This is a genomic window from Gottschalkia purinilytica, assembly GCF_001190785.1.
In the GTDB taxonomy this organism is placed as follows: Bacteria; Bacillota; Clostridia; order Tissierellales; family Gottschalkiaceae; genus Gottschalkia_A; species Gottschalkia_A purinilytica.
In genome coordinates, this window is the sequence record NZ_LGSS01000009.1 from 22,301 (window position 1) to 36,686 (window position 14,386).

15 protein-coding genes and 1 other annotated feature are annotated in these 14,386 nt (G+C 28.6%); all 15 genes read right to left on the minus strand.

Translation table 11 applies throughout. The annotated features are described in order from the left end of the window. Positions 1-16: 16 nt before the first annotated feature. On the minus strand, positions 17-1,135 hold the full coding sequence (locus CLPU_RS09875) for an aminopeptidase (RefSeq protein WP_050355496.1): 1,119 nt from the start codon (positions 1,133-1,135) through the stop codon (positions 17-19). 227 nt (positions 1,136-1,362) lie between these two features. Then, on the minus strand, positions 1,363-1,959 hold the full coding sequence (locus CLPU_RS09880) for a hypothetical protein (RefSeq protein WP_050355497.1): 597 nt from the start codon (positions 1,957-1,959) through the stop codon (positions 1,363-1,365). 126 nt (positions 1,960-2,085) lie between these two features. Next, on the minus strand, positions 2,086-2,640 hold the full coding sequence (locus CLPU_RS09885; RefSeq protein ID WP_050355498.1) for a class IV adenylate cyclase: 555 nt from the start codon (positions 2,638-2,640) through the stop codon (positions 2,086-2,088). 9 nt (positions 2,641-2,649) lie between these two features. Then, positions 2,650-2,850 carry a (2Fe-2S)-binding protein gene (locus CLPU_RS09890; RefSeq protein ID WP_050355499.1) on the minus strand — a complete coding sequence of 67 codons (201 nt, stop codon included), beginning with the start codon at positions 2,848-2,850 and terminating at the stop codon, positions 2,650-2,652. 309 nt (positions 2,851-3,159) lie between these two features. Beyond that, complete coding sequence (locus tag CLPU_RS09895) at positions 3,160-3,549, minus strand: hypothetical protein (protein ID WP_050355500.1); 390 nt, start codon at positions 3,547-3,549, stop codon at positions 3,160-3,162. Between the two features lie 106 nt (positions 3,550-3,655). Continuing rightward, positions 3,656-4,450 carry a tryptophan synthase subunit alpha gene (trpA, locus tag CLPU_RS09900; RefSeq protein ID WP_050355501.1) on the minus strand — a complete coding sequence of 265 codons (795 nt, stop codon included), beginning with the start codon at positions 4,448-4,450 and terminating at the stop codon, positions 3,656-3,658. A 182-nt stretch (positions 4,451-4,632) separates the two neighbouring features. Beyond that, the gene (locus CLPU_RS09905) at positions 4,633-5,799 is read right to left on the minus strand and encodes an alpha-D-ribose 1-methylphosphonate 5-triphosphate diphosphatase (protein ID WP_050355502.1); all 1,167 of its coding nucleotides are present in this window, start codon (positions 5,797-5,799) and stop codon (positions 4,633-4,635) included. Positions 5,800-6,405: 606 nt separating this feature from the next. After that, complete coding sequence (gene trpB / locus CLPU_RS09910) at positions 6,406-7,587, minus strand: tryptophan synthase subunit beta (RefSeq protein WP_050355503.1); 1,182 nt, start codon at positions 7,585-7,587, stop codon at positions 6,406-6,408. Further along, positions 7,587-8,195, minus strand: coding sequence for a phosphoribosylanthranilate isomerase (locus tag CLPU_RS09915; protein ID WP_050355504.1), 609 nt, complete (start codon positions 8,193-8,195; stop codon positions 7,587-7,589). Before CLPU_RS09915 ends, trpB begins: the two co-directional genes overlap by 1 nt. Positions 8,196-8,249: 54 nt before the next feature. Beyond that, entirely contained in the window at positions 8,250-9,020 is a 771-nt protein-coding gene (trpC, locus tag CLPU_RS09920; RefSeq protein WP_082154182.1) for an indole-3-glycerol phosphate synthase TrpC, read from the minus strand. Positions 9,021-9,022: 2 nt separating this feature from the next. Beyond that, complete coding sequence (gene trpD, locus CLPU_RS09925; protein ID WP_050355505.1) at positions 9,023-10,036, minus strand: anthranilate phosphoribosyltransferase; 1,014 nt, start codon at positions 10,034-10,036, stop codon at positions 9,023-9,025. A gap of 27 nt (positions 10,037-10,063) precedes the next feature. Beyond that, positions 10,064-11,497 (minus strand): anthranilate synthase component I, encoded by a 1,434-nt coding sequence (trpE, locus tag CLPU_RS09930; protein WP_050355506.1) that lies wholly within the window; start codon positions 11,495-11,497, stop codon positions 10,064-10,066. Positions 11,498-11,586: 89 nt separating this feature from the next. Beyond that, positions 11,587-11,936, minus strand: a binding site (T-box leader). A 157-nt stretch (positions 11,937-12,093) separates the two neighbouring features. After that, positions 12,094-13,092 carry an SPFH domain-containing protein gene (locus CLPU_RS09935; RefSeq protein ID WP_050355507.1) on the minus strand — a complete coding sequence of 333 codons (999 nt, stop codon included), beginning with the start codon at positions 13,090-13,092 and terminating at the stop codon, positions 12,094-12,096. 21 nt (positions 13,093-13,113) lie between these two features. Then, positions 13,114-13,572 carry an NfeD family protein gene (locus tag CLPU_RS09940; RefSeq protein WP_050355508.1) on the minus strand — a complete coding sequence of 153 codons (459 nt, stop codon included), beginning with the start codon at positions 13,570-13,572 and terminating at the stop codon, positions 13,114-13,116. Positions 13,573-13,597: 25 nt separating this feature from the next. Next, positions 13,598-14,287, minus strand: coding sequence for a metallophosphoesterase (locus tag CLPU_RS09945; RefSeq protein WP_050355509.1), 690 nt, complete (start codon positions 14,285-14,287; stop codon positions 13,598-13,600). Positions 14,288-14,386 lie beyond the last annotated feature (99 nt).

Here is a 14,386-nt window from a genome sequence, read left to right on the forward strand (position 1 = left end):
TCTTTTATATAATATTTTATCTATTAATTACATCAGATATGAATTTCCCATTTTCGTAGAAAAGCTCTCCGTCAGCATATATCTTTCCACCATCTTTCATATCACATAGCATATCCCAGTGAATAACTGACTTGTTAGTAGCATTAGTTTCCTGATATGCCATACCTATAGCTGCATGTATAGTTCCACCCATCTTCTCATCAAATAACATATTTCTTGTGAACTTATCTATACCATAATTAGTCCCTATTGCTATCTCTCCTAATCTCTTAGCTCCCTCATCAGTTTCAAGTAAAGCATGTAGAAGATCTTCTCCTTTTTTAGCTTCTGCCTTAATCACTTTACCTTTTTCAAATGTGAGTTTTATATCTTCTATTTCTTTACCTTGATATATTCCTGGAAATGTAAATCTTATGTGTCCTTCTACAGAATCTTCTACAGGACCTGTAAATACTTCTCCATCTGGAAAATTAATTTTACCATCACAATTAATCCATATTCTTCCTTCTATACTCATTTTCAAATCTGTATCTTTAGAAATAATATGTAATTCTTTCTTAGTATTTAAATAATCTACAACTTTTTGTTGTTCTTGTGATATTTTTTTCCATTCCAATATAGGATCTTCCTTATCTATGTGTCCAGCTTTATATATAAAATCTTCATATTCCTCTAGTGACATATTGGCTTCTTGTGCATCTGAGTGAGTAGGAAATTGAGTTAAGCACCATCTAAATTCTCCATTAGCTTCACGTTCATTTCTTATATCTATCATTTCTTTCATAGCAACACTTCTACTTGCAATCTTCTTAGGATCCACTCCTGATAATGCTTTTGTATTAGCTTCTCCTAGTAAAAACATAGTAGCATCATAAGTTTCTACTTTCGCTTTAGCTACAGGAGATTGAAATTTAATTTGTTCTTCACTTCCCTCTTTGTATAATATTTCCTCTATACCATCTAAGCTAACATTAAGCTCTGGATTAGCTCCTACTTTAATAACTTCTCTATATAATTCTTTTAATAAAGGTTCTGTTATTACATTTCCTTGTAGATTTATATGTTCACCCTTTTTAACATTTAAAGAATAGTTTACTAATAAGTTAGCTAATTTTTTAATTCTTATATCTCTCATCTTTTGTCCTCCTTAAGTTCGTCTATAATTTAAGTTATTCTATAAAATAAATTTTATCCCTTTTATTAAGATCTAATTTAACAAAGTTCATAAACTATATTAAATTTTTACCCTTTATTAAAGTTCCCAAAAAGAAAATCTATCCATGATAGGATAGATCTTCTTGGAATAAGTACTATTAAAATACAGAAAACTAAATACTAATACTAAGTATAATACACTAATTTTTAATTTTTTTCATCTGATGAATTCATTATTTCAGATATTTTTTCTATTTTTCTTATTTTCTTCTTATCTTCATCTCTCATTATAGGTTCTATACAGTTTATAAGTCCTACTATAGATTCTAATCCATTTCGTTTATTTTGTGTTATACTCTGACCATAGCTTTCTAAGTTAGTCTTACTTTGAAAAATATTGTCTTTAGTTTCTAATACATTCTCCACTAGTTTTCTTTTTTCTTTTCCCATGTGCCTAGATACTTCTTTTATTATCATTTCTCTTTTTTCTGATTCCGACATCTCAGAAGAGTTGACCATTATCTCTGTAGTATAGTCATCTTTTGTTATACTTCTTATCTTATCAAGTATTTCAAATACATCTTGTATCTTACTTAACATCTTTTGATCTTTTTCAGGAAAATAGTGTTTTATATCCTTTATCATATCTACCCTATTACTGAAATCTTCATCTAAAGATAAATTCAATTTGGGTAGATTAAATGTAGGTCTATTGTCTCCACTTTTATCTTTTAGCATTAACATAGCAGGTATAACCATAGGTAAAAATTTAGGAATGTTTTCTAAAAACTTATTTTTCTCCATAACATACCACCCTTATATATAAATACTTAATGTTCATTATATGTAAGGATTCAGTTATTGGTGTTTAATTTAACAGTCAAAATAAAAAGTCCTTTAAGCTTATGTAATTGCCTAAAGTATTATTAGTTACTTATACTCTTTCATTCCTATATCTTCTCTCAGTTCTTTAATAGATTTTGAAGTTACATCTTCTTTTGATATTTCTAATAAATCTATTGCTCTCTCTATATCCTCTTTTTTACTAACTTCAATTTCTAAATATGGATAAGGATATGTATCTTTATCCCATGTATCTATATCAAATCTAATATTTTCATATATATAGCTGATTCTTTCTTTACTTCCCTCATGCTTTTTATATAAATTTAACTCTTCTAATATAATTTGTAGAGATTTCTTATCTTCAATTTTAGTTTCTATTTCTTTATTTTCCCTTATTCCACTATTATTTAAATTTTTCTTTAATGTAAATATATATTCAGTTTCATCATTTAATAGATTTTTACTCTCTCTTATTCTTAAATATCCATTTCCTAATTTTTCAGATAGTCCTTCCTTTGTATCAAAGATGGTATTTATCTGATGTTCTTTCTTTATAAGGGTAGCTCCTATGTCTATTAATTTTTTCTCTAGTTCTTTTTTATTAATATTTAGTACTTTTACTTCCAGTTCTTTTCCCATTTCTTCCTCCTATTGTTCCTTTAGCAGTTCTTCAATCTTATGAGTACATCTATTTCCTTTACATGATCCTGATCCTGCCCCTGTAGCTTTTTGAACTTCTTGTAAAGTCTTTGCTCCGTTTTTAATAGCTTTTTTTATGGTAGCTCTTGATATTCCCGTACATATACATACTTTTGTTAACTTGTCCATTATGTCAATATTTTTATCCATGATTGATGCAATCCTCCATATATTTAAAATCAATGTTATTACTATAATATCTAGAAAAACAATATTTAATTTATATCCCATTCTCTTAAATATTAATCTTATAAGTCTCTTTATTATATAATATAACAAATCTATAAGTATATCTTAGATAAATATTATGCGTATTTTTAATAACTAAATTATTACAAGCTACATCAGAATATCTTTATATAAAATTACATAATTTAAATAAAGTTTAACAAAAAAGAGTTTTCAAAACATCGATAAAATGTATTGAAAACTCTTTTATATTATCTAAATCTTAGATCATTATATATTATTTATAAGTTTTTTTATACAGATTACAATAACTATAATAGTAGATACTAGTGTAATAAAAAAACCTATACATACAGACTGAATACTATAATTAATATCTATTTCACCTGTTATATTCAGTATATGCCATGTAAGAAATTGAACTACTGAAAATATGCAAATACCAATCATTATAATTAGACTACTCCACATGTAAAATGATTTTGATGTAAAGAAAATAATAAATAGAATAGTATAGAAAATTATTAGGCTTGTAGAATAATATCCGTAGTAATAACTTGATTCCGAACCAGGATTAGCCCAAGGTAAAAACAATCCAATAAAACCAATGCTCAATAGAACTAATATTGTAAGGTCTATACCTTTAAATCTTTGAATCATTTGATTTCTCCTTGAAGCTTTATTTTCGTCAAATATTCTTTATATGCAAATATCTTCATTTTACACAATCCTATCATTTCATTTACTTAAATATCTTATAAACCTCTTAACTTAATATAGACTCTTTAAGCTCTTTTACAAAGCTACCTACATTTCTCATTATCTCTTCTTTACTATTTCCTGCTAAAATTTTCTTTACTATTGCACTTCCAACTATAACTCCATCTGCATAGTCTTTATACTTTTTAGCCATATCTGGACTTGATATACCAAAACCTAGTGCTTTTGGTGTATCTGTATGTTCCGAAACTAGGCCTATGTATTCCTCTAAGTCTGTATCTATACTACTTCTTGTACCTGTAGTTCCATTAACTGATACACAGTATACAAATCCTTTTCCCTTTTCAGTTATTTCTTTTATACGTTCTTTAGATGTTGGTGCTACTAGTGAAATTAGATAGACATTATATTTTTCACTTTCTTCTAATATCTCTTCCCTTTCTTCTATTGGCAAATCTGGTATTATGACTCCATCTATACCAACTTCATTACACACTTTAAAGAATCTCTCAACTCCATATGTAAATACAGAATTAAAATAAGCTAAATATACAAGAGGTATTTGTGATTTCTCTCTTATTTTTTTTACTGTATCCATTATATTAGATATCTTGATTCCTTTTGATAAAGCTCTTTTAGATGACTCTTGTATAGTTTTTCCGTCTGCTATTGGATCAGAATATGGTATTCCTAGCTCTATAATATCTGCTCCTGATTTCTCCATCTCCAATACTAAATCTAGTGTAGTATCTAAGTCTGGGTCACCACTTGTAATAAAAGTTATAAGTGCTTTTTCATTTTTTTCTTTAAGATATTGAAACTTCGTATCTATTCTATTCATAGCTATCCCCTTCTTAATATAGATATAGTGAATAACGATTCAAACTATATTATCTAAATATTATGAAAATTTTACTAAAAAAACGAGAAGGTGTCAACTTGCATAGCATTAGTTTCACCTTCTCGTTTTTAAAGAAACCAAATAAAACTATCATCTAAAATATTTTTTATCATATATGTAAATTAATAATTTTCAATATAATTTCCTTCATAAACTATATTTCCATTTACTATTGTTTTTCTGACTATAGGATAACCATTATATTTTTCTACTATTAAGATATCCGCTTTTTTACCTTCTTTAATTGATCCATAATCTTTATCTATAGAAACTGCTTTAGCAGGGTTTAGTGTAACCATATTAACAGATTCATTCAGACTTATTCCTTCCTCTTCCATCTTGAATATTGAAAATAATAAAGATGGTGGATAATAATCAGAACACACTATATGTGCTGATTTTGATTTTATTGCATCTATAGCTCTCATATTATTTGAATGAGATTTTCCTCTTATTATATTAGGTCCTCCTACACATACAAGCATTCCTTTTTCAGTTGCATATTGAGCAGCCTCTAAGGTTATAGGAAATTCTGAAACACTTATCCCCCATTCTAAATTTTCATCTATTTTTGCTACCGTATCATCATCATGAGAAGCGCAGTTCAAGCCTTTTTCTTTTGCATATTTAACTAGTTTCTTTATCTTTTCCTTATCCATATTTTTATTTAAGTTTTCTACATATTCTAAAAGATCTTGAATATCTTTATCATTAAATCCCCATAGTTTTTTCGCATAATCAATATATCCTTTATCTTTAGTAAATTGTCCTTGACCTGGTATATGATTCATAAATGAAATATAGTTTACTATATTTTGATCTAACAATTCCTTAACTTTTTCTAACCCATCAAGATATAGAATTTCGTATCTTAAATGAATTTTATGATTCAACATAGTTCTTTTTTTTCTATTCTCATCTATTTCATATAACATATTTAATACATTATTACAGTCTCTTACCCCTACTCCTTGTCCATATGAAAGTGAATGATATATAGTTGTAATACCACATGAAACTAACTTCTTTTCCATTTCATAAAATGCCATATCAAATGGAAATAACGTATTTGGACGTGGTTCTATTTCTCTTTCTATAGCATCAGAGTGAATATCTATAATCCCAGGCATAACATAATTTCCCATTGCATCTATAACAATTTCCCTATCTTTTATTTTGGGTTGTCCTTCTCCAATTTCTTTAATTAACCCAGATTCAATCCTTATAAATCCTCTAAAAACTTCTTTCTCTCCAATTATTAGTCCATTGGATATAATTTTATTTTCCATTTTAAGTAACCCCATTTCTGTCTAAAGAATCTTTATTTATACAATACTCTTTGTATATAATATCTTTTATAAATCATATTTTAAAAAATATATTATAAACTTATTACTTGGTATATTTTAACATTAGTTTTTGATCATATATCTAAGTTAAAAAACATATGTGAATTATGTGAATATATTAAATTTTTATATATCACTTTTACTTATTATACTTATAAACTTTTCTTTTTCAATATCATATTTATATTTTTTAAACATAACATTAGAATTTTTAATAATCTAATACAAAACTTATTCTTACTTTAATAAGTATAATTAAGTGTAGAATTTTATTCATAAAAAAACAGTCTATTAATATAGACTGTTATGAGTGTAATAAGGTGTTTTTTTAATAAACTATGTTTATATCATCTATGTATCATATAAATATTAAAATCTTACATGTAAATCACTATTATGAAAATTTTAAATTATTACTTTTACATATAATAACTCTAGTGAAACCCAAAATAGGTACTCCTTTCTACTTTATACATTTATTATTTATAGAAAGAAGTACCTATATTGTCCTATACTTTAAGCCAATACCAATCTTATTATTTTCTATTAATCTTCATTTATTTCTATACCTTTTAGTTGCGCTATTCTAGCAATATCTTTATCTCCTCTACCTGACAAGTTAACAATAACTATATCATCTTTTTTAAGTCTTTCAGATAGTTTTCCAAGATAAGCTAGTGCATGTGAGCTCTCTATAGCCGGAATTATACCTTCTAGCTGAGTAAGTTCCATAAAAGCATCTACTGCTTCATCATCTGTTACAGCAACATATTCTGCTCTATTTGAATCTTTTAAATAAGAATGTTCTGGTCCTACTCCTGGATAGTCAAGTCCAGCCGATATTGAATACACAGGTAGAATCTGTCCATCTTCATCTTGAAGTACATATGTTTTCATTCCGTGAATTATTCCTAAAGTTCCCTTAGATAGAGCTGATGCATGTTTATCAGTATCAAGTCCTAGTCCAGCAGGCTCTACTCCAATTAATTTAACTTCTTCATTTGGAACAAACTCATGGAAAATTCCCATCGCATTACTTCCACCACCTACACAGGCAATTACATAATTAGGTAGTTTATTTTCCTTTTCAATTATCTGTTTTTTTGCTTCTTTTCCAATAATACTTTGAAAATCTCTAACTATAGTTGGATAAGGATGTGGTCCTACTACTGATCCTAATACATAGAAAGTATTATCTATGTTTTCTACCCAGCTTTTTAACGCTTCATTAACAGCATCCTTTAATGTTTTTGTACCTGAGGTTACGGGAATAACTCTTGCTCCTAAAGCTTCCATTTTAAATACATTAAGAGCCTGTCTTTTAGTGTCTTCTTCACCCATATAAATTTCACAATCTAGTCCAAACATAGCCGCCGCTGTAGCTGTAGCAACACCGTGTTGTCCTGCTCCAGTTTCAGCTATAATTCTTGTTTTCCCCATTCTTTTTGCAAGTAGTACTTGACCTAAAGCATTATTTATTTTGTGAGCACCTGTATGATTTAAATCTTCTCTTTTTAAGTAAATCTTAGCTCCATACTTTTTACTTAAATTGTCTGCATAATATAGTGGACTTTCTCTTCCTACGTAGTCTTTCATGTAATAGTTAAACTCTTCTAAAAAACTTTCATCCTTCATAGCATTTTCAAATTCTATTTCTAGTTCCTTTAATACATTCATTACTGCCTCTGAAACATATTGTCCTCCAAATTTACCAAACTTACCTTTCACTATAATGACCTCACTTTCTCAATAAACTTTTTTATTTTTTCAAAATCTTTTACTCCTTCTGTTTCTACTCCACTTGAAACGTCTACTATATTGGGATTTACTATACTAATCCCTTCTTGAACATTTTCTATACTTAGTCCTCCGGCAAGTATAATATTTCTTTTATGACTAAGTTCTTTAACTATATTCCAATCAAATATTTTTCCACTGCCACCATACATCTTCTTTGAAAAAGTATCTAAAAGTATTCCTTGCACATTATACTTTTCTATATCATTAATACTCTTATGATCTTTAACTCTTATAGCCTTCCATACATTCAATTCCTTAAGTTTATCTATATATTTATCATCTTCATCTCCATGAAGCTGTATTATATCAAGTCCTACAAAATCTGAAATATATTTCAAATTGTGTATATCTTCATTAACAAATACTCCGACTACTTTTATATTTTTATCTATTTTTTCTCTTAATTCTTTACATTCATTTACGCTTACTTTTCTTTTACTTTCAGCAAACACAAATCCTACATAATCAGGTTTTAGAATATTTACATAATTTATATCTTCCTGTCTCTTAAGGCCACAAACCTTAATTTTAGTCATTTTACTTCCCCCAAATTTTATTTAAAAACATCTAAAATATAATAATTTTAAAAGCTATATTTCTTTTAACTCTAAAAATTTTTTATCATTAGTCAAGTTTCTCATTAAGGTTTCTCCAATAAGAACAGATTTAACTCCTAAATCTTTAAGATATTTCATATCATCTTTTGTTTTTATTCCACTTTCTGAAATGACTATTTTGTCTTTAGGTATACTACTTATAAGTTTTTCTGTATATTTTAGGCTTACTTCAAAAGTTTTAAGATTTCTATTATTAATCCCAATAATGGAACATCCACTATTTAATACTTCATCTATTTCCTCTTCCTCATGTATTTCTACTAGACAATGTAATCCTAAGCTTTTAGCTAAGTCATAAAACTTTTTTAAATTTCCTTTAAGTACAGATGCTATGAGTAATATAGCATCTGCACCTATAGCCTTAGATTGATATACTTGATATTCATCTATGATAAAGTCTTTTCTTAAAATAGGTTTTGAAGTTACTTTTTTTACTTCTTTAATATATCTATCATTTCCCAGAAAAAATTCCTTTTCAGTAAGAACTGATATTGCATTAAAAGGAGAGTCTTCATATATTTTAGCTATAGAAATAGGATCAAAATCTTCCTTTATAATTCCTCTTGAAGGTGATGCTTTTTTTATTTCAGATATAATAGATATTCCTTCAATATCAAGAGCTTTTTTGAAATCTCTTATTTCTTTTTCCTCTGACATCTTTATTATATCTTCTATAGGTATTTCTAGCTTTTCTTTTTCTATTTGAACTCGTTTAACTTCGACTATTTTATCTAATATGTTCACTATCAATTACACCTCCTATTGTAATCTACTAGTTCGTTTAACTTTCTATAAGCCTTTCCAGAATCTATTATTTTTTCTGCAAGTATTACACCTTCTTCTAAACTACTTGCTACTTTTCCTACATAAAGTGCTGCACCACTATTAAGTACAACTATGTCTCTTTTTGCACCCTTTTCCCCTTTAAAAATATCTAAAATTATCTCCGCATTTTCTTTTGCATCTCCACCAGATAGTTCCTCTATTGTAGATAACCTCATATTAAATTGTTCTGGACTTAAAGTATAATCTATAACTTCACCATTTATTACTTCACTTATTTTAGTAGTTGTGGTTGTAGTTATCTCATCTAATCCATCATTTCCATGTACTACTAAAGCTCTTTCTCTTCCTAATTTTAAAAGAACATTTGCTATTATGTTGGTAAGATTGCCGTCATAAATACCAACTACTTGACCTTTTATATCTGCCGGATTACTTAAAGGCCCCAAAAGATTAAAAATAGTTCTTATTCCAAGTTCTCCTCTTATAGGAGCTACATTTTTCATAGCTAAATGATACTTAGGTGCAAATAAGAAAGTCATCCCATTTTTCTCTAGGCAATTCTTAGCTATATTAGGTTCCATATCAATATTAAATCCTAACTGTAAAAGTACATCTGCACTTCCACTTTTACTAGATACAGCCTTATTTCCATGCTTTACTACTGAAACTCCTCCTGCTGCAGTTACTATAGATACTGCTGTAGATATATTGAACGTCTTTCCTCCGTCTCCTCCAGTTCCACATGTATCTATAGCATATGATCCAATATCAAATTTTTGGGCATTTTCTTTCATAGATGTAGCAAATCCAGCTATTTCTTCTACTGTTTCCCCTTTCATTCTAAGACCTATCAAAAGGGCAGCTATTTGAGAGTTAGATAGCTTTCCTTCCATTATTGTGTCCATGACTAACTTAGCATCTGTTTCTGTAAGATTCTCTTTTTGTAAAATTTTATTTAATGACTGACTAAACATACTACTTTCCCCCTATGACAGTCTTTTTTATATAACTTCCGTCAGAACTTTTGCTTTATTTAATGTTTCTTTATATTCATTTTCTGGCTTTGAATCTCTTACTATGCCCGCTCCTGCTTGAAAGTAAGCTTTTTTATCCTTGAAAATTATACTTCTAATTGCGATACATACATCCATATTTCCATTTAATGAAAAATATCCTACAGCTCCTGAATACACTTCCCTCTGAACATTTTCAAGTTCTTCTATTATCTCCATAGCTTTTACCCTAGGTGCTCCCGAAACTGTTCCTGCAGGAAAGCAAGCTCTTAATGCATCAAAAGAGTCAAATTCATTTCTTAACTTTCCAGATACAGTTGCTACTAAATGCATAACATGTGAGTAATTTTCTAGTGCCATATATCTTTCAACTTCTATACTTCCTTCTTCACATATTTTAGATAAATCTTCTTTTTCTAGTTCTACTAACATATCATGTTCTAGCCTTTCCTTTGGATCATTCAATAGCTCTTCTCTTAATGCTAAATCTTCCTCTAAGGTTCTGCCCCTTCTTCTTGTTCCTGCTATAGGATTAGCGGTTACCTTGCTTTCCTTTACACTTACTAAACTTTCTGGTGATGCTCCTACTATTTGAAAATCTTCATAGTCAATATAGAAAAGATATGGTGATGGATTTATGGTTCTAAGTCTTCTATAAACATCAAATGGGTCAGAATCTGTTTCAGTAGCAAATCTTTGAGAAACTACTACTTGTAATACCTCTCCTTTGTTTATATATTCTTTTGCTTTATCTACTATTAGACAGAAATCTTCTTTATTAAAATTAGACTTTATATCTTTTTCTTTTTTAGACTCCCCTGCATCCCTTATTTCTGGTATTTTGGATATCTTTGTATATATGTCGTTAATTTTTTGTATTATTTCTTCATAACTATTTGTATCTTCAGGATAGACATTATAAATTATTGATATTGTTCTTTTAAAATGGTCATAGCATATTACTGTTTTATAAAGTAATAAATATGCTTCTGGTACATTTATTTCTTTCTTATTTTTACTAGATATTGTTTCGAATTGTCTCACTATATCGTATCCGATATAGCCTAAAGCACCACCTACAAATGGTATATCTACCTCTAGATTTTCATAGTCAACTTTTATATATTCTGATATAAAGTCTAGTATTTTTCCTTCTAATGTTTTTTCTTTTTCTCCGTCTTTACTTATATTGATTATGTTTTGGTTACTTTTAATAGTAGTCACTGGGTTTTCTCCAATAAAAGAGTACCTACCACCTTTATCTTGTATATATGCACTTTCTAATAAGAACTTATATTTTCCATCTAAATTATAAAAAATGTTTATAGGTGTAGTCTGATCTCCGCTAAATTCAGTGATAACTGGAAATATAATTTTTTTGCCTTTTAAAACTTCGAATCGCTCTTTTGATACGTTAGTCATAGAAATTCCCCCTAAAATCAATTTTTGAATTAAATGATTTTGGAAATCGACAAAGTTTCTGACAAACAAAAAGAGTCACTTCATCCTTATCATGGGACGAAGTGACTCGTGGTGCCACCCATATTGATTTTATATTTATAAGAGTGATAGCAAAATCTATAAGTAAGTATAATTCTATGCAAAAAATAAAAAACATTTCATCCGTTAGGACGAAATGTTATATTTCGCTTATGCCACCCAAACATAAAATCATCTCTGTCAGGTACAGATACATTATCGATACCCTGTCTATGTAACGGTAGACCCCCGTACAATGCTACTATAGTTCGCACGTCATCTCACAGACCCATTCAATATAGACTAGAGTATCTGGCTTTCACCAACCCAGACTCGCTAAAACTTGACATCCATATCTACTATTTCTGATCACAGATTTTATTAAGTATCATTCTTTTCATCATTATATATTCTTATTTTTTCCATGTCAATATCTTTTTGAAAAATTCTGAATATTTATCTCTATAACCGCTCTAAATAAAAAGAAGCTATTAAATAGCTTCTTTTTGAATTAATATATTTTTAATAATTTGTTTTTATTATATTTTCTTTTTTGGCATTTTATCATTAGTTAATTTATCAATATTATCTTTAATTCTATCTATATCTATATTTTCATCTTTTTTAGCCACTTCAACTAAAGATGTAGCAAGTCCTGCTAAGCTTTGGATTTCTGATGGAATTATAATTTTAGTTGCTTTTCCATCTGCAGCTTTTGCGAATGCTTCTAATCCTTTTATAGATATAACTGCTTGTGAAGGTGATGCATCATTTAACATTTTTAAACCTTCAGCAGTTGCTTGTTGAACTTTTACAATAGCTTCTGCTTCACCCTCTGCTTCTCTTATAGCTGCTTCTTTTTTAGCTTCTGCTCTAAGAATTGCAGCTTCTTTTTCTGCTTCAGCCTCTAGTATAGCAGATTCTTTCCTACCTTCTGAAACTAGTATTGCTGATTTTTTCTCTCCTTCAGCTCTTAATATAGACTCTCTTCTTTCCCTTTCTGCTTTCATTTGTCTTTCCATTGCATCTTGAATTTCTGCTGGTGGAATTATATTTTTAAGTTCTACTCTATTTACTTTTATTCCCCATGGATCAGTTGCTTCATCTAAAATACTTCTCATTTTAGTATTAATAGTATCACGTGAAGTTAGAGTCTCATCAAGCTCTAAGTCCCCGATTATATTTCTTAAAGTAGTTGCAGTAAGATTTTCTATTGCTGATATAGGATTTTCTACTCCATATGTGTAAGATTTAGGATCTGTTATTTGATAATATATCACTGTATCTATTTTCATAGTTACGTTATCCTTAGTAATAACAGGTTGAGGTGGAAAATCCACTACTCTTTCTTTTAAAGATACCTTATTAGCTACCTTATCTACAAAAGGTATCTTCATATGAAGTCCTACACTCCAAACTTCTTGAAATGCACCTAGTCTTTCAATAACATATGCACTTGCTTGAGGTACTACTCTTATGTTTCTAACAATAATTATAATTGCCAATAAAGCTAGTATTAAAAGTGTTATAAGTTTCATAATAATTCCTCCTTATTTTTATTATTTTATTTTTTTTACAATCAACTTAACGCCTTCAATTCCTACTACTTCTATTTTTTCATCTTTGGCTATATCTTCTTCTCCCGATGTTTTAGCTGACCAAACTTGACCTTTAACTTTTACTTGTCCAACGCTATTTATAGTCTCTATATCTTTTATTACAATTCCTATTTCTCCTATTAGAAGATCTGTATTAGTCTTTGCATGACCTATTTTTAATAATCTTTGTGCAATGGGTCTTGTAAAATAAAGCATTACACCTGAAGAAATAAAAAAAGCTAGAATCTGAATTTCAAATGGTAAATTAAGTTCAGCCAATAGCCAAGCTATTAAAGCTCCAACTACAAACCATATACTTGTTATTCCCAACGTTGCTATCTCTACAACCCCACATATAACAGCTACTATAATCCAAAAGAGTTCTGCAGTGAGAGTAAATCCTAAAGTAGCAAATTCCATAGCTTTATACCCCCTTTTAAATTCATTAAATCACCTCTATAGGTGAAAAATCAATATAGTCACTTGAAACACAATAAAATGATATATTTTCTATTTTTCCTTCAACAGCATATTTATGTCCTTCTCCATGTAAATGTCCATATATGCATATATCAATATTATATTTTTTCATTACATCAACAAATTCATTAGGTCTTTGATCTTTAAAGTTAAATGGTGGATAGTGTAACATAACTATTTTTTTACTTACATTTTTATTTATAGAATTTATAGAAAGTTCTAGTCTTCCAACCTCTCTATTAAAAACTTTCTCATCATGTTCATTAAATTCATCACTATCCTTTGGTGGCCATCCCCTAGCACCACATATACCTATATCATTATATATATAACTATCGTTATGAAGAAAATGAATAGTTTTAAAATTAAGTGAATTTAATTTATTTTTAGTTTGCCACCAATAATCATGATTTCCTTTACTTATTATTTTAGTACCTGGCAATTTTTCAATTTTTCCTAAGTCTTTACACACATCTTCTAATTTTAATCCCCATGATATATCTCCTGGTATTAAAACTAAATCATCTTCTTTAACAATGTCTTTCCAATTATTAATTATTTTTTCCTCATGATTAATCCAATTCTCTCCGAATATATCCATTGGCTTTTCCCCTAAAGGGTCTAAATGTAAATCTGCTATTGAATATATGCTCATATTTCCTCCTATTTTTTATACTTAAAGTTTATTCTAAACTTTAAGTATAAAATAGCTAATATTTCAGTTTTTTCATAGTTAAAGTATATGTTTAACTTA

Bases quoted from the DNA above. Each gene is read 5' to 3' on its own strand.
- CLPU_RS09890 (WP_050355499.1), bottom strand. From the start codon at position 2,850: ATGGATAAAAATATTGACATAATGGACAAGTTAACAAAAGTATGTATA.
- trpD (WP_050355505.1), bottom strand. From the start codon at position 10,036: ATGTTTAGTCAGTCATTAAATAAAATTTTACAAAAAGAGAATCTTACA.
- CLPU_RS09935 (WP_050355507.1), bottom strand. From the start codon at position 13,092: ATGAAACTTATAACACTTTTAATACTAGCTTTATTGGCAATTATAATT.
- CLPU_RS09875 (WP_050355496.1), bottom strand. From the start codon at position 1,135: ATGAGAGATATAAGAATTAAAAAATTAGCTAACTTATTAGTAAACTAT.
- trpE (WP_050355506.1), bottom strand. From the start codon at position 11,497: ATGACTAACGTATCAAAAGAGCGATTCGAAGTTTTAAAAGGCAAAAAA.
- CLPU_RS09945 (WP_050355509.1), bottom strand. From the start codon at position 14,287: ATGAGCATATATTCAATAGCAGATTTACATTTAGACCCTTTAGGGGAA.
- CLPU_RS09880 (WP_050355497.1), bottom strand. From the start codon at position 1,959: ATGGAGAAAAATAAGTTTTTAGAAAACATTCCTAAATTTTTACCTATG.
- CLPU_RS09895 (WP_050355500.1), bottom strand. From the start codon at position 3,549: ATGATTCAAAGATTTAAAGGTATAGACCTTACAATATTAGTTCTATTG.
- CLPU_RS09915 (WP_050355504.1), bottom strand. From the start codon at position 8,195: ATGACTAAAATTAAGGTTTGTGGCCTTAAGAGACAGGAAGATATAAAT.
- CLPU_RS09940 (WP_050355508.1), bottom strand. From the start codon at position 13,572: ATGGAATTTGCTACTTTAGGATTTACTCTCACTGCAGAACTCTTTTGG.
- CLPU_RS09885 (WP_050355498.1), bottom strand. From the start codon at position 2,640: ATGGGAAAAGAACTGGAAGTAAAAGTACTAAATATTAATAAAAAAGAA.
- trpA (WP_050355501.1), bottom strand. From the start codon at position 4,450: ATGAATAGAATAGATACGAAGTTTCAATATCTTAAAGAAAAAAATGAA.
- CLPU_RS09905 (WP_050355502.1), bottom strand. From the start codon at position 5,799: ATGGAAAATAAAATTATATCCAATGGACTAATAATTGGAGAGAAAGAA.